Origin of the sequence: Streptomyces sp. NPDC058326 (assembly GCF_042879855.1) — a bacterium.
Lineage (GTDB): Bacteria > Actinomycetota > Actinomycetes > Streptomycetales > Streptomycetaceae > Streptomyces.
Map to the genome: position 1 here is coordinate 201,102 of NZ_JBHVZO010000001.1, position 19,900 is coordinate 221,001.

The following is a 19,900-nucleotide window of genomic DNA, read 5'->3' on the forward strand; positions in this document are numbered from 1 at the left end:
CGGTTATCCCGGGGGCCAGTTGAGGCCGCGGCCGCCGAGTACGTGCGCGTGGGTGTGGAAGACGGTCTGGCCTGCGCCCGCACCGGTGTTGAACACGATGCGGTAGCCGGTGCCGTCGGCCTTCTCCTGGGCGGCGATCTCCCCGGCCTCGCGCAGTATGTCGGCGGCGACGGTCGGCGCGGCGGCGGCGAGCGACGCGGCGTCCGGGTAGTGGAGGCGCGGAATCACGAGGACGTGGGTCGGCGCCTGCGGGTTGATGTCGCGGAACGCGACGGTCGTCTCCGTCTCACGCACGATCGTCGCCGGGACCTCACCCTCCGCGATCTTGCAGAACAGGCAGTCGCTCTGCGGCTCTCCGGCCATGGCCCTGGGCCTCCTCGCCTCGTCGGTCACTTCACGCGCATGCTATCCGCCGCCTCCGGCATCCCCGCGCCCTCAGTCCTTGGGGGCGCGCCGGTTCAGGGCCGAGCGGCTCACCCAGTACGTGATGATCACGGCCCAGAACAGCGGGGACCCGAGCCCGCCGGCCACGCCCGCGCCGAACGACCACAGGGCCATCGTCACCACCGAGTAGAGGCCGAGCAGCCCCACGGCCGCGGCCATCGCGATCACCGGCCGGCAGGAGCGCGCCACGAGGAACAGCGGGCGGCGCAGACGGGGCGGCACCCGGCGGCCCATCCACAGCACCCAGCCGACCCAGGCGCCGAGGAGCACGGCCGCGCCGATCACGAAGGGGACGACCGCCTCTGCGCCGGTGGCTCCGCTGCGGACCGGGGCGGAGCCGAACGTGGAGGCGAGGAAGCCGAGCAGGGCCACCCAGCGGGCTCCCGCGACGGTGTTCCAGGCCATGGCCTCCAGGTTGTAGCGGGCCTTGCGGTCCTGGAGGTCGAGCGCGGCGGAGGCGACGAAGCCCTCGGCCGCCTGCGTCCAGGCCCCGCGCCGGAACCAGCGGCGGCGCAGCCGCAGCAGCGACAGGTTGTTGTGGGCCTCGCTGCTCTGCGGGTTGAGCCGCAGCGTCGTCTCGTACGCCCGCTGCGCGGTGGCGTGGTCGCCCCGGCGCTGGGCGGTGAGCCCCACGAGGAAGTGGGCCGCGTCCTCCTCGGGGGCGAGGCTGACGGCGGCCCGTGCCGCCTCGTACGCCTCGACGGCACGCGCGGGCGTGCGCGCGTGCTCCCCGGACTGGGCGAGGGCCGTGCCGAGGGCGTAGTGGGTGCCCCAGTACTGCGGGGCGAGCCGGACGGCGTACCGGGCGGCGGTCTCGGCGTCCTGGAACCGTCGCAGGCCGAGCAGGATCTGGACGCGCATCAGCCAGGCCATGAGCATCTCGGGTTCGGCGGCGAGCGCGCGGTCCACGGCGGCGAGGGCGGCCGGGTGGTCCTCGGCCTGGTGGTGGCAGCGGGCGAGCAGGACGAGCGCCGCCGCGTCCTCCGGTTCGGTGGCCAGATGCCGGGCGACGAGCTCGCCGGCCTGCGCGTACCTTCCCGTTTCGTACAGGGCCTCGGCGCGCAGGAGGGAGGTCGGGGCGGTCACAGCTTGCGCTTCCGCTTGAGGTGGGCGAGGAGGTCGTCGTACAGGCCGCCCTCGTTGGCGAACATGGCGACGTTCCGGGCGGCGGCGAACCACGGTTCCGTGGACGGCTTGATCTGCTTGGCCGCGCCGAGCAGGTCCTTGGTGGTGATGAGGCGGACGGAGCCGCTGCGGGCGGAGTCGAGGAGCGCGGTCTCGGCGGCGCTCTCGCAGACGTGGGCGAGGTCGGCGCCGGAGAAGTCCTCGGTGGCCTTGACGAGCTTGCCGAGGTCGACGGCCTCGATGGGGCGCTCGCGCAGGTGGTAGCGGAGGATCGCCTCGCGGGCGGTGGCGTCCGGCGGGAGCACGAGCAGGGTGCGGTCGAGGCGGCCGGGGCGGCGCAGCGCGATGTCGACGTCCCAGGGGACGTTGGTGGCGGCGAGCACGAAGACGCCTTCGTTGCCGGCGCCGCTCGCGATGCCGTCGAGCTCGGTGAGGAGCTGGTTGACGACGTTGCGCAGGCCGCTGTGGTGGGTGCGGGAGCGCTTGGCGCCGAGGGCGTCGAGCTCGTCGAGGAAGACGACGCAGGGGGCCTGGCGGCGGGCGGTCTCGAAGATGTCGTGGATGTTCTTCTCGGAGGCGCCGATCCACATGTCGAGGACGTCGGAGAGCGAGACGGTGAGGAAGTTCGCGCCGAGTTCGCCGGCGACGGCCCGCGCGATGAAGGTCTTGCCGCAGCCGGGCGGCCCGTAGAGGAGCAGTCCGCCGCGGAGCGACTTGCCGTACAGCCGGCGCAGCTCGGGGTTGCGCATGGGAGCGAGGAACGCGGCTTCGAGCCGGTCCTTGACCTCCTCCATGCCGCCGACGTCGGCGAGGCGTACGGAGCCGGGGGCGTCGACGTCCCAGGCCGCCGCGTCCCCGGCGGGCCCCTCGCCGTCGGCGGCCTGCGGGTCCTCGAGGAAGCGGGGGCCGACGAGGTCCTGGACCTGCTGCTCGGCGGCGTCCCAGTCGAAGGAGGTCCGGTCGCCGACGGGGCGCGGGTCCCCGGGCTGTTCCAGGGGCTGCTCCGCGGACTGCTGTGCGGACTGTCCCACGGACTGCTCGACGGGCTTGTCGGCCGGCTTGTCGAGGGGCTTGCCGACGGGCTTGTCGGCCGGCGGCACGCCCATCGCCCGCATCATCAGGGCACGCGCCTCCGCGTCCCCCGGCGCGTGCTGGAGTGCGACCGCCGCCTCCGCGACGGCCTCGTCGTTCCGGCCCTCGGAGAGGAGGAGTTCGGCGAAGTGAAGACGCAGGGGTACGTCGCCGGGCGCGGCGGCCACGGCGGCGCGCAGACTGCGGATCAGGGGGGACTCGTCGGCCATGCGGTCAGCCTAAGGCGGGCCGTCCCGGCTAGCTCCAGCGCCCCGTACGCCCCAGGACGAGCGCCGCCGCCGCCGTGCCCGCCGTCGAGGTGCGCAGCACACTGCGGCCCAGCCGGTACGGCCTCGCCCCGGCCTCCTCGAAGACCGCGAGCTCCTGCGGCGAGACACCGCCCTCGGGTCCGACGATCAGCACGATGGAACCCTTCGCGGGGAGTTCGGCGGTGGCGAGCGCGCCGCTCGGGTGGTCGCGGTCCTCGTGCAGGACGGCCGCGAAGTCGGCGTCCGCGAGCAGCGCGGCGACCTGCTTGGTCGTCATCAGCTCGGAGACCTCGGGGAACCGGGTGCGGCGCGACTGCTTGCCGGCCTCGCGCGCGGTGGAACGCCACTTGGCGAGCGCCTTGAGGCCCCGGTCGCCCTTCCACTGGGTGATGCAGCGGGAGGCGGCCCACGGCACGACGGCGTCCACCCCGGTCTCCGTCATGGTCTCGACGGCGACTTCGCCCCGGTCGCCCTTGGGCAGCGCCTGGACGACGGTGACGCGGGGCTCCTCCTGGGGGTCCTCGTGGTCGCGGGAGACCTGGACGGTCAGCCGGTCCTTGCCCTCGGCGGTGAGCACCACGCAGTCGGCCCAGCGGCCCCGGCCGTCGGTGAGGACGACGTCCTCACCGCCCTGGAGCCGCTTCACGGAGACGGCGTGCCGCCCCTCGGGCCCTTCGAGGACGAAGGTGCCGGTGCCGGGGACGGCGTCGACGACGAAGACGGGGGCGGTCATGAGGCGCTCCTGTGGGCGGGCCCGGAGAGGTCGGAGAGGGCGGTGTCGAGTTCGGCGGCCAGCACCTCGACCAGCTGTCCCGCGGGGAGTTCGCGGGCGAGCCGGTGGCCCTGGCCGGCCCACAGGGCCATGCCCTGGGCGTCGCCCGCGGTGGCGGCGGCCTTGCGGACCGGGGCGGTGAGGTGGTGGATCTCGGGATACGCGGAGGGGGCGTACGGCCCGTGCTCGCGCATGAAGCGGTTGACGAGGCCGCGGGCCGGGCGTCCGGTGAACGCGCGGGTGAGGGCGGTCCTGGTGAACAGGGGGTCGGTCAGGGCCCGTTTGTGCAGCGGGTGGGCGCCCGACTCGGGACAGCAGAGGAAGGCGGTGCCGAGCTGGGCGGCGTCGGCTCCGGCGGCGAGGACGGCGGCGATCTGCGCGCCCCGCATGATCCCGCCGGTGGCGACGATCGGCAGGGCGACGCTCTCGCGGACCCGGGTGAGGAGGGTCAGCAGCCCGGTGCCCGGGGCTCCGTCGTCGGCCGGGTCGTCGCGGTACGTGCCCTGGTGGCCGCCGGCCTCGAAGCCCTGGACGCACACGGCGTCGGCGCCGGCCCGCTGGGCGGCGAGGGCCTCGTCGGCGGAGGTGACGGTGACGATCGTGAACGTGCCGACGCGGGCGAAGGAGGCGAGGACCTCGGGCGAGGGGCAGCCGAAGGTGAAGGAGACGACGCGGACCGGGTCCTCAAGGAGGATGGCCAGCTTGGCGTCGTAGGCGTCGTCACGGCCGGCGTCGGTCTCGCCGAGGGGGGTGTCGTACCAGGTGGCCTCGCCGGCGAGCTGGTGGCGGTAGACCTCGACGGCGGCGGGGTCGGCGGGCCGTCCGCCGGGCGGCAGGAAGAGGTTGACGCCGAAGGGGCGCCCGGTGAGCCCGCGTACCTGCTTGATCTCCTGGTACAGGCCTCCGGCCGTCTTGTACCCGCCGGCCAGGAAGCCGAGCGCCCCGGCCTCGCAGACGGCTCCGACCAGCTCGGGACAGGAGGCGCCACCGGCCATGGGGGCCTGCACGATCGGATACCGAGAGAGATCGTTCAGTGCGGTGGTGGACATATGGGCATCGTGCCATGGCCCTGCTGCGGGGCCGAATCCGTACGTCAGGTCATGGAAGGGGCGGCTCCGGAAAGCTGGAAGGGGCGGTACCCGCACACGCGGGTACCGCCCCCTCCGGGTCGGATCAGGTCCGCCCGTTGAACGCGTCCTTGAGCCGCGAGAACAGCCCCTGCTGCCCCGGCTGGAACTGGCCTGTGGGCCGCTCCTCGCCGCGCAGCTTGGCCAGTTCGCGCAGGAGCCGCTCCTGCTCCGCGTCGAGCTTGCTCGGCGTCTGCACCTCGACGTGCACGATCAGGTCACCCCGGCCGTTGCCGCGCAGGTGGGTGACACCACGGCCGTGCAGCGGGATCGACTGGCCGGACTGGGTGCCCGGACGGATGTCGATCTCCTCGAGGCCGTCGAGGGTCTGCAGCTGCACCTTGGTGCCGAGCGAGGCCGCGGTCATCGGAAGGGTGACCGTGCAGTGCAGGTCGTCGCCGCGCCGCTGGAACGTGTCGTGCGGGGTCTCGTGGATCTCGACGTACAGATCGCCGGCGGGGCCGCCGCCGGGACCGACCTCACCCTCGCCCGCGAGCTGGATCCGGGTGCCGTTGTCGACACCGGCCGGGATCTTGACGGTGAGCGTGCGACGGGACCGGACCCGGCCGTCGCCCGCGCACTCGGGGCACGGGGTCGGGACGACGGTGCCGAAGCCCTGGCACTGCGGGCAGGGGCGGGAGGTCATGACCTGGCCGAGGAAGGACCGGGTGACCTGGGAGACCTCGCCGCGGCCGCGGCACATGTCACAGGTCTGGGCGGAGGTGCCGGGAGCGGCGCCCTCGCCCGAGCAGGTCGTACAGACGACCGCCGTGTCGACCTGGATGTCCTTGGTGGTGCCGAAGGCCGCCTCGTTGAGGTCGATCTCCAGACGGATCATGGCGTCCTGGCCGCGGCGGGTCCGCGAGCGCGGTCCACGCTGCGAGGCCGTGCCGAAGAAGGCGTCCATGATGTCGGAGAAGTTGCCGAAGCCACCGGCACCGAAGCCGCCCGCGCCGCCTCCGCCGGAGGCCGAGAGCGGGTCGCCGCCCAGGTCGTAGACCTGCTTCTTCTGCGGGTCCGAGAGGACCTCGTAGGCGGCGTTGATCTCCTTGAAGCGTTCCTGCGTCTTCGGATCGGGATTGACGTCCGGGTGCAGCTCGCGGGCGAGCCTCCTGAAAGCCTTCTTGATCTCGTCCTGGGACGCGTCGCGGCGCACGCCGAGTACGGCGTAGTAGTCCGTGGCCACTTACGACTCCGCCAGGATCTGTCCGACGTAACGTGCCACTGCGCGTACCGCTCCCATCGTTCCGGGGTAGTCCATGCGGGTCGGTCCGACCACGCCGAGTTTGGCGACTGCCTCGCCGCCCGAACCGTAGCCGACCGAGACGACGGACGTGGAGCTCAGCCCCTCGTGGGCGTTCTCGTGCCCGATGCGTACGGTCATGCCCGATTCCTTGGCCTCGCCCAGCAGCTTGAGGAGCACGACCTGCTCCTCCAGAGCTTCGAGGACGGGCCTGATCATCAGGGGGAAGTCGTGTCCGAAGCGGGTGAGATTGGCGGTGCCGCCGATCATCAGCCGCTCCTCGTGCTCCTCGACCAGGGATTCGAGGAGGGTCGCGAGCACGGTCGAGACCGTGGCGCGGTCCTCGGTCTCCTCGAAGGACTCGGGGAGGTCCTGCACCAGCTGCGGCACGTCGGCGAACCTGCGGCCGACGACCCGGCTGTTGAGCCGGGCCCGCAGATCGGCGAGCGAGGTCTCGCCGAAGGGCGCGGGGCAGTCGATGAGGCGCTGCTCGACGCGGCCGGTGTCCGTGATGAGCACCAGCATCAGGCGGGCGGGGGCCAGCGAGAGCAGCTCCACGTGCCGGACGGTCGAACGGGTCAGCGAGGGGTACTGGACGACGGCGACCTGACGGGTCAGCTGGGCGAGCAGCCGGACCGTGCGGCCGACGACGTCGTCCAGGTCCACCGCGCCGTCGAGGAAGTTGTGGATGGCCCGGCGCTCGGGCGTCGACAGCGGCTTGACGCCGGCGAGCCGGTCGACGAAGAGCCGGTAGCCCTTGTCGGTCGGGATGCGGCCGGCGCTGGTGTGGGGCTGGGCGATGAAGCCCTCTTCCTCCAGAACGGCCATGTCGTTGCGCACGGTGGCGGGCGAGACGCCGAGCTTGTGGCGTTCGGTGAGCGCCTTGGAGCCGACGGGCTCCTCCGTCCCGACGTAGTCCTGAACGATGGCGCGCAGGACTTCGAGTCTGCGTTCGCTGAGCATCGTGCGCACCTCCAGCTGTCGTCGTCGTTCCGGTTGCTCCGCTTTTGGCACTCACCCTGTCCGAGTGCCAGCGATCCCCCGGCCAGTGTACGGCGGCGGGCGTCGCTCCTGGCAAGGAGGCGGCGCCCCACCGGCTAGCGTCGCCCCATGGACGTGGATTGGGAAGCGTACGGGTGGGAGCGGCTCTCGGACGGGGTGGGCCGGCGCCGACTGCCCCGCTGGGACGCCACGGTGGGACTGGTACTGGGCGAACGGGCGGCGCTGCTGTACGACACGGGCTCGTCGCTCGCCGAGGGCGGCGAGCTGCGGACCCAGGTGGCGGAGCTCACGGGCGGCCGGAGAGTGACGCACATCGCACTCAGCCATCCCCATTTCGACCATGTGCTGGGCACGGCGGCCTTCGCGGGCGCGGAGGTCTTCGGCGCGGTCGGCTCGGACGAGCTGCTCGGCCGGACGAGGGACCGGGAGGAGCTGCGCACGGACGCGGTACGACAGGGCCTCGACGAGACGGCGGCCGCGGAGGCCGTGGACGTCCTGGTGGCGCCGCGGCACGTGGTCTCCGGCGAGTGGACGCTCGACCTCGGCGGCCGACAGGTCCTCCTGGCGAACGTCGGGCCCGGTCACACGGGGCATGACCTGGTGCTCCTGGTACCGGGAGAGCGGGAGGTGGTCTTCTGCGGCGACCTGGTGGAGGAGTCGGGAGAGCCGCAGGCGGGCCCGGACGCGATCCCCTCCCGCTGGCCGGACGCGCTCGACCGGCTGCTGCGGCTGGGCGGCGAGGAGGCGCTGTACGTACCGGGGCACGGTGCGGTGGTGGACGCCACGTTCGTGCGGGCACAGCGCGATGAGCTGGCACACCGCTTCGGGGTGTCATAACGTCGCGCAAATGCGCAGCTACGACCCGGACCTGACACCCTCTTGGAAGCGCTCGGCGCCCGTCCCGGAGATCCCGGCCGACCGTGACCTCGTCGTCGAGGAGGTCACGACGGGCTTCTGCGGGGCGGTGATCCGCTGCGAGGCGGGCACAGTGACCCTGGAGGACCGCTTCGGCAAGCATCGGGTCTTTCCGATGGAACCGCGCGGTTTCCTCCTGGAGGGCCGGGTGGTGACCCTGGTGCGACCGGTCGCCGCTCCCGCCCGCCCCACCCGTACGGCCTCGGGCTCGGTCGCGGTGCCGGGCGCACGCGCGCGCGTGGCCCGGGCGGGCCGGATCTATGTCGAGGGCCGCCACGACGCCGAGCTCGTGGAGCGGGTCTGGGGCGACGACCTGCGCATCGAGGGCGTGGTCGTGGAGTACCTGGAGGGCGTCGACGACCTGCCGTCGATCGTGGCGGAGTTCGGCCCGGCGCCGGACGCCCGCCTGGGCGTCCTGGTGGACCACCTGGTCCCGGGCTCGAAGGAGTCGCGCATCGCCGCGCAGGTGGTGTCCCCGGACGTGCTGGTCGTCGGCCACCCGTACATCGACGTCTGGGAAGCGGTGAAGCCGTCGTCCCTGGGCATCCGGGCCTGGCCGACGGTCCCCCGGGGCCAGGACTGGAAGACGGGCGTCTGCCGGGCCCTCGGCTGGCCTCACGACAACACGGGCGCGGTGTGGCGGCACATCCTGTCGAAGGTCACCTCGTACAAGGACCTGGAACCGGAGCTGCTGGGCCGGGTGGAGGAACTGATCGACTTCGTGACGGCGCCGTAGGGGGTGCCTTGCCCTTTCCCGCTCGCCCCCTCCCGCCCCCGTGCGAACCGGGGTGCCTCGGCGGGCGCGGTCGGGTAGCGTGCGCGGCATGTCGAGCCCCGAGTCGGACACGTCGGGGGCTTTCGGTCACGCCGTCAGCCCCCTGAACCCCTGACTTCTCACGGACCACTGGGTTCGTCGCGTACGGACCGCCGGGTTCGTCGCGTACGTACGCCGGATTCGTCGCGTACGTACGCCGGATTCGTCTCCTACGGACCACTGGGTTCACAGTCCTGCCGCCATGCCGTCCCGCCGCACTCCGCGGCCGGACGCGGGTGCCCGTGGGTGCTGACCGCGGTGACGAGATGCCTCTGTCGTCATTCTCCTCACCCCGGAGCCACTCGATGCCTCTCCCGCTCTTTCTGCTCGCCCTGGCGGTCTTCGCCATGGGCACCTCGGAATTCATGCTCGCCGGCCTCGTGCCGGACATCGCCTCCGACCTCGGCGTCACGGTCGGAAGCGCGGGTCTGCTCACCTCGGCCTTCGCCGTCGGAATGATCGTCGGCGCCCCGCTGCTGGCCGCTCTCGCCCGCGCCTGGCCGGTGCGGGCGAGCCTGCTCGGGTTCGTCCTCGTGTTCTCGGCGGCGCACGTCCTGGGCGCCGTCACCACCAGCTTCACCGTCCTGTTCGCCACCAGGATCGTCGCGGCCCTCGCGAACGCCGGATTCCTCGCCGTGGCCCTGACCACCGCCACCCGGCTCGTGCCGCCGGACCGGAAGGGGCGCGCGCTGGCCGTTCTGCTGTCGGGCACGACGGTCGCCACGATCGCCGGAGTCCCCGCCGGCTCGCTGCTCGGCACACTGCTCGACTGGCGGGCCACGTTCTGGGCCGTCGCCGCTCTCTGCCTGCCCGCGGCCCTCGGTGTCCTCCGGGGAGTCCCGGCGCGGCCCGCGGGGGAAGGCACGGCCGAGGGGCCGGACCTGCGCTCGGAGCTGGCGCGGCTCGGGCATCCGCGGCTGCTCCTGGTGATGCTGCTCGGCGCCCTGGTGAACGCGGCGACCTTCGCGAGCTTCACCTTCCTGGCACCCGTCGTGACCGGTTCCGCCGGGCTGGGCGAGCTGTGGGTTCCGGTCGCCCTGGTCCTCTTCGGGGTGGGTTCCTTCGCCGGGATCACCCTCGCGGGACGGTTGTCCGACCGGTACCCGGGCCTGGTCGTCGCGGTCGGCGGTCCGCTGCTGCTCGTCGGCTGGCCCGCTCTGGCCGTGCTGGCCGAGGAGCCCGTCGCGCTGCTCACCCTCGTGTTCGTGCAGGGCACGGCGTCGTTCGCGCTGGGCGGCACCCTGATCGCCCGGGTCCTCTACGAGGCCGCGGGAGCCCCCACCATGGCCGGCTCCTACGCGACCGCGGCGCTCAACGTCGGGGCCGCCGCCGGACCGCTCGTCGCCGCCGTCTCCCTCCGCACCGGGGCGGGGACGCTCGGACCGCTGTGGGCGAGCGGCCTGCTCGTCCTGAGCGCCCTGCTCATCGCCCTGCCGTCACGCGGGGTGCTCACGGTCCCGGCCACGATCCGCCGGACAGGCCCCGGAACCTGACGGGCCCGAGCGGGGGAAGGCAAAAAGGCCGGGCGGGCCGGACCCGGCCTGATCGACTCGACAAGACACCCCCTAGTCCACGAGGTCCCGCACCACCGCGTCGGCGAGCAGCCGTCCGCGCAGGGTCAGAACGGCCCGCCCGGCGGCGTACGGTCCGGCGTCGAGCAGTCCGTCGGTGAGGGCCTTGCGGGAGGCCGCGAGGCCCTCCGGCTTGAGGAGGGACAGCTCGACGCCCTCCTTGAGCCGCAGCTCCAGGAGTACGCGCTCGACTCTGCGGTCCTCCTCGGAGAGCAGCTCCCGTCCGGCCCCCGGCGACGTCCCGGCTGCCAGCGCGGCGGCGTACGCCCCGGGATGCTTCACGTTCCACCAGCGGACGCCGCCGACGTGGCTGTGGGCGCCGGGGCCCGCGCCCCACCAGTCGGCCCCCCGCCAGTACAGCTCGTTGTGAAGGCAGCGGCCGGCTTCCGATGTGGCCCAGTTGGACACCTCGTACCAGTCGAATCCGGCGTCGGCGAGAACGGAGTCCGCGATGAGGTAGCGGTCGGCGTGCACGTCGTCGTCGGTCATCGGCACCTCGCCGCGCCGGATGCGGCGAGCGAGCTGCGTGCCCTCCTCGACGATGAGGGCGTACGCGCTGACGTGGTCGGGCCCGGCGCCGATCGCCGCGTCGAGCGAGGCGCGCCAGTCGTCGTCGGTCTCCCCGGGGGTCCCGTAGATCAGATCCAGGTTCACGTGCTCGAAGCCCGCCGCCCGCGCCTCCGCGACGCACGCCTCGGGCCGCCCCGGCGTATGCGTACGGTCGAGGATCTTCAGGACGTGCTGCTTGGCGCTCTGCATGCCGAAGGAGATCCGGTTGAAGCCCCCGGCCCGCAGCTCCTCCAGGTACGCGGGGGTCACGGACTCCGGGTTCGCCTCGGTCGTGACCTCGGCGTCGTCCGCGAGCCCGAACTCGTCCCTGACGGCCTTCAGCATCCGTACGAGGTCTCCGGCGGCGAGCAGCGTGGGCGTACCGCCGCCGACGAACACGGTCCGCACCGGCCTGGGGTCGTCCCCGAGCACCTTCCGGGCGAGCCGGATCTCGTCGGCGACCTGGTCGGCGTAGTTGTCGCGGGAGGCCAGCACGCCCCCGGTGCCGCGCAGCTCGCTCGCCGTGTAGGTGTTGAAGTCGCAGTAGCCGCAGCGCGTGGCGCAGTACGGCACGTGCAGGTAGAACCCGAGCGGCCGCTCACCGGCCCCTTCCAGGGCGTGCGGGGGCAGCGCCCCGTCGTCGGGAACGGTCTCACCATCGGGCAGTACGGAAGGCATGAGCCCCATTGTCCCGTACTGCCCGAGGTGGACGTCCGGCCTGTGGACGACGGCCTGTGGAAAAGGTGGCGCGCGGGGGTCAGGACTCCCGGGAGCCCGCGTACATCTCCTCGATGAGGTCCTTGTACTCGCGCTCCACCACCGGCCGCTTCAGCTTCAGCGACGGGGTCAGCTCGCCGTGCTCGATGTCGAGGTCGCGCGGCAGCAGCCGGAACTTCTTGATCGTCTGCCAGCGCTGGAGGCCGGCGTTGAGGCGGTCGACGTAGCCCTGGATCATCGCCACGGTCTGCGGGGCGGCGACGATCTCGGCGTACGACTTGCCCGCGAGGTCGTGCTCGGCGGCCCAGCCGAGGAGGGAGGGCTCGTCGAGGGCGATCAGCGCGGTGCAGAAGTTCCGGTCGGCGCCGTGGACGAGGATGTTCGAGACGAACGGGCAGACGGCCTTGAACTGGCCCTCGACCTCGGCGGGCGCGATGTACTTGCCGCCGGACGTCTTGATCAGGTCCTTCTTGCGGTCGGTGATCCGCAGGTAGCCGTCGGCGGACAGCTCGCCGATGTCACCGGTGTGGAACCAGCCGTCGGACTCCAGGACCTCGGCCGTCTTCTCGGGGAGGCCGTGGTAGCCCTCCATGATGCCGGGGCCGCGCAGCAGGATCTCGCCGTCGTCGGCGATGCGGACCTCGGTGCCGGGGAGCGGCTTGCCGACGGTGCCGGTGCGGTAGGCCTCGCCGGGGTTGACGAAGGAGGCGGCGGAGGACTCGGTGAGTCCGTACCCCTCCAGGATGTGGATGCCCGCGCCGGCGAAGAAGTAGCCGATCTCGGGGGCGAGCGCGGCGGATCCGGAGATGCACGCGCGCAGGTTGCCGCCGAAGGCGTCACGGATCTTGGCGTAGACGAGGGCGTCGGCGACCTTGTGCTTGGCGGTGAGGCCGAAGGGCGCGGAGGCGGTGCCGGTGCGGCGGAAGTTGTCCTGGCTCGCCTTGGCGTACGCGCGGGAGACACCGGCCGCCCACTGGAAGATCTTGTACTTGGCTCCGCCGGCCGCACGGGCCTTGGCGGCGACGCCGTTGTAGACCTTCTCGAAGATGCGGGGCACGGCTGCCATGTACGTCGGCTGGACCACCGGCAGGTTCTCGATGATCTTGTCGACGCGGCCGTCGACGGCGGTGACGTGCCCGACCTCGATCTGGCCCGAGGTGAGGACCTTGCCGAAGACGTGCGCGAGCGGCAGCCACAGGTACTGGACGTCGTCCTGGGTGACGAGGCCGGTGGCGGCGATGGCCTTCGCCATGTACGACCAGTTGTCGTGCGGGAGGCGGACGCCCTTGGGGCGGCCCGTGGTGCCCGAGGTGTAGATGAGGGTGGCGAGCTGCGTCGCGGTGATCGCCGCGACCCGCTCCTTGACGGCCTCGGGGTGCTTCTCCAGGTAGGCCTTGCCGCGCGCTTCCAGCTCGGCGAGCGTGAGGACGAACTCGCCGTCGCTCTCCACGCCGGTGGCGTCGACGACGACCACCTGGCGGAGGTTCGGCAGGTCGGCGCGGCGCTCCACGGCCTTGGCGAGCTGCGCCGCGTCCTCGGCGATGAGGACCTTCGACTCCGAGTCGGAGAGGATGAACGCCGACTCCTCGGCGTTGGTCTGCGGGTAGATCGTGGTGGTCGCCGCGCCGGCACACATCACGCCGAGGTCGGCGAGGATCCACTCGACGCGGGTGGAGGAGGCGAGGGCGACGCGCTCCTCGGGCTGCACGCCGAGGTCGACGAGACCGGCGGCGATCGCGTAGACCCGCTCGGCGGCCTGGCCCCAGCTGAGCGACTTCCAGTCGTCCGGACCGGCGCCGGAGGCGGCGGGCACGGGGTAGCGGTAGGCCTCCGTGTCCGGAGTCCGCTCCACGCGCTCAAGGAAGAGGGTCGCCACGGAAGGCGGCCGGTTCTCGATCTGGGTCTGTGTGTCGCTCACGACGTCCTCCGGGCGGCGGCGGTGCCTGCTGGTGGTTCGTAACTAACTGGCGAGTAACCTTCGAGCCGGGATCAGAGTAAAGCGCCGAGGACCGGCGCGTAAGGGGCTACAGGGCGTCGCTTCACGTCGCTTCCATAACGAACGGGCCCTCCTGTGGTCGCGGGAACCGGCCCTCGTGCGGTCGCGAGAACGGGCCCACGCGCGCGTGGCGCGTGGACCCGTTCGTCGAATGCCTCTTCCGGCCGCTACTTCTTCTTACCGGAGGACTCGTCGCTCGACAGGACGGCGATGAAGGCCTCCTGCGGCACCTCCACCGAACCGACCATCTTCATGCGCTTCTTGCCTTCCTTCTGCTTCTCCAGCAGCTTCCGCTTACGGGAGATGTCACCGCCGTAGCACTTGGCGAGGACGTCCTTCCGGATCGCGCGGATGGTCTCGCGGGCGATGACCCGGGAGCCGATCGCGGCCTGGATCGGCACCTCGAAGGCCTGCCGCGGGATGAGCTCGCGCAGCTTGGCGACGAGCCGCACACCGTAGGCGTACGCGGCGTCCTTGTGGGTGACGGCGGAGAACGCGTCGACCTTGTCGCCGTGCAGCAGGATGTCGACCTTGACCAGGCTGGAGGCCTGCTCGCCGGTGGGCTCGTAGTCCAGGGAGGCGTAACCGCGCGTCTTGGACTTCAGCTGGTCGAAGAAGTCGAAGACGATCTCGGCGAGCGGCAGGGTGTAGCGGATCTCGACCCGGTCCTCGGAGAGGTAGTCCATGCCCATGAGGGTGCCGCGACGGGTCTGGCAGAGCTCCATGATCGCGCCGATGAACTCGCTGGGGGCGAGGATCGTGGCGCGGACGACGGGCTCGTACACGTCGTTGATCTTGCCCTCGGGGAACTCGCTCGGGTTCGTGACCGTGTGCTCGCTGCCGTCCTCCATGACCACGCGGTAGACCACGTTGGGGGCGGTGGCGATCAGGTCGAGCCCGAACTCGCGCTCCAGGCGCTCCCGGATCACGTCGAGGTGGAGCAGACCCAGGAAGCCGACGCGGAAGCCGAAGCCGAGCGCGGCGGAGGTCTCCGGCTCGTAGACGAGCGCGGCGTCGTTGAGCTGGAGCTTGTCGAGGGCCTCGCGGAGGTCCGGGTACTCCGAGCCGTCCAGCGGGTAGAGGCCCGAGAACACCATCGGCTTCGGGTCCTTGTAGCCGCCGAGGGCCTCGGTGGCTCCCTTGTTCAGGGAGGTGATCGTGTCACCGACCTTGGACTGACGGACATCCTTCACGCCGGTGATGATGTAGCCGACCTCGCCGACGCCGATGCCGTCGGCGGGCGTCATCTCCGGGGACGAGACACCGATCTCGAGCAGCTCGTGGGTGGCGCCGGTCGACATCATCTTGATGCGCTCGCGCTTGTTGAGCTGACCGTCGACCACTCGTACGTACGTCACCACGCCCCGGTACGAGTCGTACACGGAGTCGAAGATCATCGCGCGCGCGGGGGCGTCCGCGACGCCGATGGGCGCGGGGACGTCCCGGACGACCCGGTCGAGCAGGGCGTCGACGCCGACACCGGTCTTCGCGGAGACCTTGAGGACGTCCTCCGGCTGGCAGCCGATGAGGTTGGCGAGCTCCTCGGAGAACTTCTCCGGCTGCGCGGCCGGCAGGTCGATCTTGTTCAGCACGGGAACGATGGTGAGGTCGTTCTCCATCGCCAGGTACAGGTTGGCGAGGGTCTGCGCCTCGATGCCCTGGGCCGCGTCGACCAGCAGGACGGTGCCCTCACAGGCCGCGAGCGAACGCGAGACCTCGTACGTGAAGTCGACGTGCCCGGGGGTATCGATCATGTTCAGGATGTGCGTGGCGCCCTGAGCCGGCCCCTCGGTCGGCGCCCACGGCAGCCGGACCGCCTGGGACTTGATCGTGATGCCGCGCTCCCGCTCGATGTCCATCCGGTCGAGATACTGGGCACGCATCTGCCGCTGGTCGACCACACCGGTCAGCTGGAGCATCCGGTCGGCGAGCGTGGACTTGCCGTGGTCGATGTGCGCGATGATGCAGAAGTTGCGGATCAGAGCCGGGTCGGTACGGCTCGGCTCGGGCACGTTGGTAGGAGTCGCGGGCACGCAGGGTCTCGTCTCGGGGCGATGTCGGATCGATACGTAGGCTCCATGGTCCCATGCCCGTCGCCCTGCGCCCGGTTTGGGCGGGCGTGAGGGTGACTGATACTGTGGACAGCTGTGTCTCGTGCGCCCTCTCAGCCTCGAGTCACACTCCAGAAGGAACATCGAACCTGTAAAGGCTCTTTTCGTGGCGAACATCAAGTCCCAGATCAAGCGGAACAAGACCAACGAGAAGGCGCGCCTGCGTAACAAGGCCGTCAAGTCGTCGCTCAAGACCGCGATCCGCAAGGCCCGCGAGGCCGTCGCCGCGGGTGACGTCGAGAAGGCCGTCGTGGCCACTCGCGCCGCCTCCCGCGCGCTCGACAAGGCTGTCTCGAAGGGTGTCATCCACAAGAACGCCGCCGCCAACAAGAAGTCGGCGCTGGCCACCAAGGCTGCCGCTCTCCAGGGCTGAGCTCTGATGTAACCGGCCGTACGGGACCCAGCGGGCCCTCTCTCCCGCTCCCGCCCGGCCACCCAGGACTCGCACGCGGACGCGTTCGCCACGCGGGTGCGAGCCCACCCAGCTTGTACGACGAAGGCCCCGCCGCCTCCTTCCCCAGGAGCCGCCGGGGCCTTCGCCGTACCCGGGGAACCGGGAACGAACGGGCACAGGGGGGCGGGGCCGGTCAGGCACCGGCCACGAACCACGCAGCACGGCCCGACCCAGCACAGCCTGCCACCGCCCGACCCACGGGCCCGGGCACCGCCCAGCACGGCCCGACCCACCACGGCCCGGAACCGCCCGGCCAGTCCCGACCCACCACGGCCCGGAACCGCCCGGCCAGTCCCGACCCACCACGGCCCGGAGCCGCCGGCCAGGCCCGACCCATCACGGTCGGCACCGCCCAGCGCGGCCCGGCACCGCCCGGCACCGCCCGGCCACCCCGCCCCCGGGCTACTCCCGCCGCATCCTCGCCGCCCGCGCCACCGCGACCACCGCCTTCTCCAGGGCGTACTCCGAGTCGTCCCCGCCGCCCTTCACCCCCGCGTCCGCCTCCGCGATCGCCCGCAGCGCCACGGACACCCCGTCCGGCGTCCAGCCACGCATCTGCTGCCGCACGCGGTCGATCTTCCACGGCGGCATGCCCAGCTCCCGCGCCAGGTCGGCGGGCCGGCCGCCCCGCGCCGACGACAGCTTGCCGATCGCCCGCACGCCCTGCGCGAGCGCGCTGGTGACGAGCACCGGCGCGACGCCGGTCGAGAGCGACCAGCGCAGGGCCTCAAGGGCCTCCGCCGCCCGGCCCTCGACCGCGCGGTCCGCGATGTTGAAGGAGGAGGCCTCGGCGCGGCCCGTGTAGTACCGCCCGACGACGGCCTCGTCGATCGTCCCGTCCACGTCGGACGTGAGCTGCGCGACCGCGGACGCGAGCTCCCGCAGATCGCTGCCGATCGAGTCCACGAGCGCCTGACAGGCCTCCGGCGTGGCCGCCCGCCCGAGGGCCCGGAACTCCTGCCGTACGAACGTCAGCCGCTCCGCCGGCTTCGTCGTCTTCGGACAGGCCACCTCCCGCGCCCCCGCCTTGCGCGCGGCGTCGAGCAGGCCCTTGCCCTTGGCTCCGCCCGCGTGGAGCAGGACGAGCGAGATGTCCTCGACCGGGTCGTCGAGGTAGACCTTGACGTCCTTGATCGTGTCGGCGGAGAGGTCCTGCGCGTTCCGCACGACGAGCACCTTGCGCTCGGCGAAGAGCGAGGGGCTGGTGAGCTCCACCAGCGAGCCGGGCTGGAGCTGGTCCGGCGTGAGGTCGCGCACATCCGTGTCGGCGTCGGCGGCACGGGCGGCCGCCACCACCTCCTGGACGACGCGGTCGAGGAGCAGGTCCTCCTGGCCCACGGCGAGCGTCACGGGGCCGAGGAGGTCGTCGGGGGAAGTCTTTCTGGTGGCCATCGCGATCCAGCATCCCACGGGGCACCGACAGCGATGCCCGAGAATGGCGGGGTGAGCGAACGACACGTACTGGTACTCCCCGACCGCGACGCCGCCGAGGAGGTCGCGGGGGAACTCCCCGATCGTTTCGGCGTCGCCGAGGAACCGCAGCTCGTACGGGACTCCCTCGCCGGGGAGGACGACGCCGAGGACGCCCAGTGGCTGGTGGTCGTCGAGGATCCGGAGGGCCGGCTCGACCCGGCGGCGCTCGACGGACTGGCCGCCGAGTACGACGGCTGGCTGGAGGCCCCGTAGCGCGTCCCTCGGCCCCCGGCCGCCCTCCTGGGCACTCGAATCGGAGGTTCCGCAGCGCCTCCCCGCCCGCCTCACCATCCGCCCCCGCCCGCCTTCCCGCCCGGGACGATCCCTCACGCCTATCCGACGACCGGCGCCGGCTCCCCCTCCCGCGCGGGCAGTTCCCGCATGCGCGGCAGGGGCGAGGGCAGCACCCACAGCACGGCGAGCACCGCGCCCACGGTGGCGATCCACAGGGTCGGGCGCAGCCCGATCGCGGTGCCGAGCAGACCGCCGACGAGCGCGCCGATCGGGCGAAAGCCGTGGTTGAGCGTCCGGTACGCCCCCATGACCCGGGCCCGGACGGCGTCCGGTATCAGCGCCATCTGGAACGACCCCGCGGCGATGTCCACGATCATCACGCCCACGCACGACAGGAACTCGGCGAGGAACATCACGAACACCACCAGCGGAAGCGGGCCTTCGGCGAGGGGTATCAGAAGCAGGGGCAGCGTGAATCCGAGGAACCCGGCGACGAGCGAGCCCCCGATGCCGATCCGCCGGACGACCGCCCCGCTGAACATCGCCCCGAGGAGACCGCCCACGGCCCCGGCTCCGAGGATCAGACCGAGCAGGCCCGCGCTGATGCCGAGCTCGGTGGTCACGTAGAGCACGAAGAGGGTGTGGAACATGTAGTTGAAGAACTGGACCGTGCCGGATGCGGCGAACAACGCGCGCATCGAGCGGTCCCGGAGCACCCAGCGCAGGCCCTCGGTGAAGTGGCCCTTCACCACGGGCGCCGGCGGGGGCTCCACCGGCTTGATCCGCGCCAGATATCCGGCCGACACCAGATAGGTCAGGGCGTCCGCGAGCAGGGCGAGGGGAGCGGTGAGGAACTGCACGAGCAGGCCGCCGATCCCCGGCCCCGCCAGCCAGGCCGTCGAACGGCTGCCGTTGACCAGAGCGTTCGCCTGCACGTAGCTCTCGGTGGGGACGAGCGCCACGAAGAGCGTGGTGTTGCAGACCTCGAAGAGCACGGTGAGCGCGCCGATCCCGAAGGCCACCACGTACAGCTGGGTGAGGGTCAGCGCGTCGAGGGCGTAGGCCACGGGAAGGGTCAGCACCAGCGCCGCCCGCCCGAGGTCGGCCGCGATCATGGCGCGTCTGCGGCTCGCCTGCCGGTCGGCCCAGGCGCCGAGCGGCAGGTTGAGCAGGAGGGCGGGCAGGAGCTCGGCGGCCTTGAGCCAGCCCATCGCCGCCGCGTCCGCGCCGAGGACCAGGACGGCCGCGAGTGGGATCGCCATCAGAGATATCTGGTCCCCCGCGAGGGAGATGGTCTGCCCGGTCCAGTAGCGGCGGAAGGACCGCTCGCGCAGCAGGGCCGGTACGCGTTCCACGAGGGCCACGTCGCTACTCCTCTTCGCTTTCGGGGAGGTCCTGGGGGGTGTCATGGGGAGCGTCCTGATCCAGGTAGGCGATCCGCAGGACGGTGACGGGCCGGGCGCCTTCCGGCCGGAGGGAGGGATCCGACTGACGGGCCTCGTAGGGCCGCAGCAGCGCGTGGATCTGCTCGCCGAGGCGGAGCAGTTCCTCGGGCGTCAGGTGGAGCAAGGAGTCGCCGAACTCCTCCGCCTCCCGCCACTCCTTCGGCAACCGGTGCCGGTTCTCCATGGCCCGGGTGACCCGCTCGAAGTAGCGCTCGGCGACGGCGACGCTGAGGGCGTCGGCCGCTTCCGCGACCGTCGGGTCCTCGCTGTACTCCGGCCACTCCGTGTACCGGGCCGTGGCACGCCAGGGCTTCTCCCGCCCCCGGCCCCCCGGCGCCTCCTCCACGAGCCCGTACTTGGCGAGTATCCGCAGGTGATAGGAGCAGCTGGCCACGGACTCCCCGGTCAGCTCGGCGGCCCGGGTGGCGGTGAAGGGTCCGTTGCCGCGCAGCAGGCCCACCAGGGTCATGCGCAGGGGGTGGGCGTAGGCCCGCAGAGCGCGCGGGTCGGTGAGTCGGATACTGCGGGGCTGCTCGTCCCCGTGCTGCGGTTCGCTGTTCTCCGGCAT

General features: G+C 72.1%; 18 protein-coding genes. 5 read left to right on the forward strand and 13 right to left on the reverse strand.

The features are described from left to right. Nucleotides 1–3 precede the first annotated feature (3 nt). The 7 genes from ACFVYX_RS00900 to hrcA all read right to left on the reverse strand — a co-directional run bounded on the left by ACFVYX_RS00900 (nucleotide 4) and on the right by hrcA (nucleotide 7,014). Nucleotides 4–363 carry a histidine triad nucleotide-binding protein gene (locus ACFVYX_RS00900; protein WP_389679131.1) on the reverse strand — a complete coding sequence of 120 codons (360 nt, stop codon included), beginning with the start codon at nucleotides 361–363 and terminating at the stop codon, nucleotides 4–6. 72 nt (nucleotides 364–435) lie between these two features. Further along, the gene (locus ACFVYX_RS00905) at nucleotides 436–1,530 is read right to left on the reverse strand and encodes a tetratricopeptide repeat protein (protein WP_389679132.1); all 1,095 of its coding nucleotides are present in this window, start codon (nucleotides 1,528–1,530) and stop codon (nucleotides 436–438) included. Beyond that, nucleotides 1,527–2,870 (reverse strand): ATP-binding protein, encoded by a 1,344-nt coding sequence (locus tag ACFVYX_RS00910; RefSeq protein ID WP_389679133.1) that lies wholly within the window; start codon nucleotides 2,868–2,870, stop codon nucleotides 1,527–1,529. Before ACFVYX_RS00910 ends, ACFVYX_RS00905 begins: the two co-directional genes overlap by 4 nt. A 28-nt stretch (nucleotides 2,871–2,898) precedes the next feature. Continuing rightward, nucleotides 2,899–3,642, reverse strand: a complete 744-nt coding sequence (locus ACFVYX_RS00915) for a 16S rRNA (uracil(1498)-N(3))-methyltransferase (protein WP_389679134.1) — start codon at nucleotides 3,640–3,642, stop codon at nucleotides 2,899–2,901. Beyond that, nucleotides 3,639–4,730: a nitronate monooxygenase gene (locus ACFVYX_RS00920; RefSeq protein WP_389679136.1), complete on the reverse strand. Its 1,092-nt coding sequence runs from the start codon at nucleotides 4,728–4,730 to the stop codon at nucleotides 3,639–3,641. The genes ACFVYX_RS00915 and ACFVYX_RS00920 overlap by 4 nt, the downstream gene beginning before the upstream one ends. Nucleotides 4,731–4,854: 124 nt before the next feature. Continuing rightward, nucleotides 4,855–5,994, reverse strand: a complete 1,140-nt coding sequence (gene dnaJ, locus ACFVYX_RS00925) for a molecular chaperone DnaJ (protein WP_389679137.1) — start codon at nucleotides 5,992–5,994, stop codon at nucleotides 4,855–4,857. After that, on the reverse strand, nucleotides 5,995–7,014 hold the full coding sequence (hrcA, locus tag ACFVYX_RS00930; RefSeq protein WP_389679138.1) for a heat-inducible transcriptional repressor HrcA: 1,020 nt from the start codon (nucleotides 7,012–7,014) through the stop codon (nucleotides 5,995–5,997). Nucleotides 7,015–7,161: 147 nt separating this feature from the next. On the opposite strand from hrcA, the gene ACFVYX_RS00935 reads away from it, so the two are divergent. From ACFVYX_RS00935 to ACFVYX_RS00945, 3 genes are all read left to right on the forward strand, one after another. Further along, nucleotides 7,162–7,890 carry an MBL fold metallo-hydrolase gene (locus ACFVYX_RS00935; protein WP_389679139.1) on the forward strand — a complete coding sequence of 243 codons (729 nt, stop codon included), beginning with the start codon at nucleotides 7,162–7,164 and terminating at the stop codon, nucleotides 7,888–7,890. Between the two features lie 10 nt (nucleotides 7,891–7,900). Continuing rightward, entirely contained in the window at nucleotides 7,901–8,704 is an 804-nt protein-coding gene (locus ACFVYX_RS00940; protein ID WP_389679141.1) for a DUF3097 domain-containing protein, read from the forward strand. A gap of 383 nt (nucleotides 8,705–9,087) precedes the next feature. Then, the gene (locus tag ACFVYX_RS00945) at nucleotides 9,088–10,275 is read left to right on the forward strand and encodes a Cmx/CmrA family chloramphenicol efflux MFS transporter (RefSeq protein ID WP_389679142.1); all 1,188 of its coding nucleotides are present in this window, start codon (nucleotides 9,088–9,090) and stop codon (nucleotides 10,273–10,275) included. Between the two features lie 72 nt (nucleotides 10,276–10,347). On the opposite strand, the gene hemW is transcribed toward ACFVYX_RS00945, so the two are convergent. From hemW to lepA, 3 genes are all read right to left on the reverse strand, one after another. Then, nucleotides 10,348–11,580, reverse strand: a complete 1,233-nt coding sequence (gene hemW / locus ACFVYX_RS00950; protein ID WP_389679143.1) for a radical SAM family heme chaperone HemW — start codon at nucleotides 11,578–11,580, stop codon at nucleotides 10,348–10,350. Nucleotides 11,581–11,659: 79 nt separating this feature from the next. Further along, complete coding sequence (locus ACFVYX_RS00955; RefSeq protein WP_389679144.1) at nucleotides 11,660–13,537, reverse strand: AMP-dependent synthetase/ligase; 1,878 nt, start codon at nucleotides 13,535–13,537, stop codon at nucleotides 11,660–11,662. 245 nt (nucleotides 13,538–13,782) lie between these two features. Then, on the reverse strand, nucleotides 13,783–15,648 hold the full coding sequence (gene lepA, locus ACFVYX_RS00960) for a translation elongation factor 4 (protein ID WP_389679146.1): 1,866 nt from the start codon (nucleotides 15,646–15,648) through the stop codon (nucleotides 13,783–13,785). 184 nt (nucleotides 15,649–15,832) lie between these two features. Between lepA and rpsT the strand changes: the two genes are divergently transcribed. Beyond that, nucleotides 15,833–16,099, forward strand: a complete 267-nt coding sequence (rpsT, locus tag ACFVYX_RS00965; RefSeq protein ID WP_030217470.1) for a 30S ribosomal protein S20 — start codon at nucleotides 15,833–15,835, stop codon at nucleotides 16,097–16,099. A gap of 483 nt (nucleotides 16,100–16,582) precedes the next feature. Here rpsT and holA read toward each other — a convergent pair whose 3' ends face one another. After that, nucleotides 16,583–17,572 (reverse strand): DNA polymerase III subunit delta, encoded by a 990-nt coding sequence (gene holA / locus ACFVYX_RS00970; RefSeq protein ID WP_389679147.1) that lies wholly within the window; start codon nucleotides 17,570–17,572, stop codon nucleotides 16,583–16,585. Between the two features lie 33 nt (nucleotides 17,573–17,605). Here holA and ACFVYX_RS00975 point away from each other — a divergent pair, with 33 nt between their 5' ends. Further along, a complete protein-coding gene (locus ACFVYX_RS00975; protein WP_389679148.1) occupies nucleotides 17,606–17,866 on the forward strand; it encodes a hypothetical protein in 261 nt (86 codons plus the stop codon). Nucleotides 17,867–17,985: 119 nt separating this feature from the next. Here the strand turns inward: ACFVYX_RS00975 and ACFVYX_RS00980 are convergent, their stop codons facing one another. Both ACFVYX_RS00980 and ACFVYX_RS00985 read right to left on the reverse strand, forming a co-directional pair. Then, complete coding sequence (locus ACFVYX_RS00980) at nucleotides 17,986–19,251, reverse strand: MFS transporter (protein ID WP_389679149.1); 1,266 nt, start codon at nucleotides 19,249–19,251, stop codon at nucleotides 17,986–17,988. 4 nt (nucleotides 19,252–19,255) lie between these two features. Beyond that, nucleotides 19,256–19,900 carry a winged helix-turn-helix domain-containing protein gene (locus tag ACFVYX_RS00985; protein ID WP_389679150.1) on the reverse strand — a complete coding sequence of 215 codons (645 nt, stop codon included), beginning with the start codon at nucleotides 19,898–19,900 and terminating at the stop codon, nucleotides 19,256–19,258.

What these genes read in the sequence shown, in the direction of transcription:
- ACFVYX_RS00900 (WP_389679131.1), bottom strand. Translation starts at nt 363, where the DNA reads ATGGCCGGAGAGCCGCAGAGCGACTGCCTGTTCTGCAAGATCGCGGAG.
- ACFVYX_RS00910 (WP_389679133.1), bottom strand. Translation starts at nt 2,870, where the DNA reads ATGGCCGACGAGTCCCCCCTGATCCGCAGTCTGCGCGCCGCCGTGGCC.
- ACFVYX_RS00915 (WP_389679134.1), bottom strand. Translation starts at nt 3,642, where the DNA reads ATGACCGCCCCCGTCTTCGTCGTCGACGCCGTCCCCGGCACCGGCACC.
- ACFVYX_RS00920 (WP_389679136.1), bottom strand. Translation starts at nt 4,730, where the DNA reads ATGTCCACCACCGCACTGAACGATCTCTCTCGGTATCCGATCGTGCAG.
- hrcA (WP_389679138.1), bottom strand. Translation starts at nt 7,014, where the DNA reads ATGCTCAGCGAACGCAGACTCGAAGTCCTGCGCGCCATCGTTCAGGAC.
- ACFVYX_RS00935 (WP_389679139.1), top strand. Translation starts at nt 7,162, where the DNA reads ATGGACGTGGATTGGGAAGCGTACGGGTGGGAGCGGCTCTCGGACGGG.
- ACFVYX_RS00940 (WP_389679141.1), top strand. Translation starts at nt 7,901, where the DNA reads ATGCGCAGCTACGACCCGGACCTGACACCCTCTTGGAAGCGCTCGGCG.
- ACFVYX_RS00945 (WP_389679142.1), top strand. Translation starts at nt 9,088, where the DNA reads ATGCCTCTCCCGCTCTTTCTGCTCGCCCTGGCGGTCTTCGCCATGGGC.
- hemW (WP_389679143.1), bottom strand. Translation starts at nt 11,580, where the DNA reads ATGCCTTCCGTACTGCCCGATGGTGAGACCGTTCCCGACGACGGGGCG.
- holA (WP_389679147.1), bottom strand. Translation starts at nt 17,572, where the DNA reads ATGGCCACCAGAAAGACTTCCCCCGACGACCTCCTCGGCCCCGTGACG.
- ACFVYX_RS00975 (WP_389679148.1), top strand. Translation starts at nt 17,606, where the DNA reads ATGCCCGAGAATGGCGGGGTGAGCGAACGACACGTACTGGTACTCCCC.
- ACFVYX_RS00985 (WP_389679150.1), bottom strand. Translation starts at nt 19,900, where the DNA reads ATGCCGGAGAACAGCGAACCGCAGCACGGGGACGAGCAGCCCCGCAGT.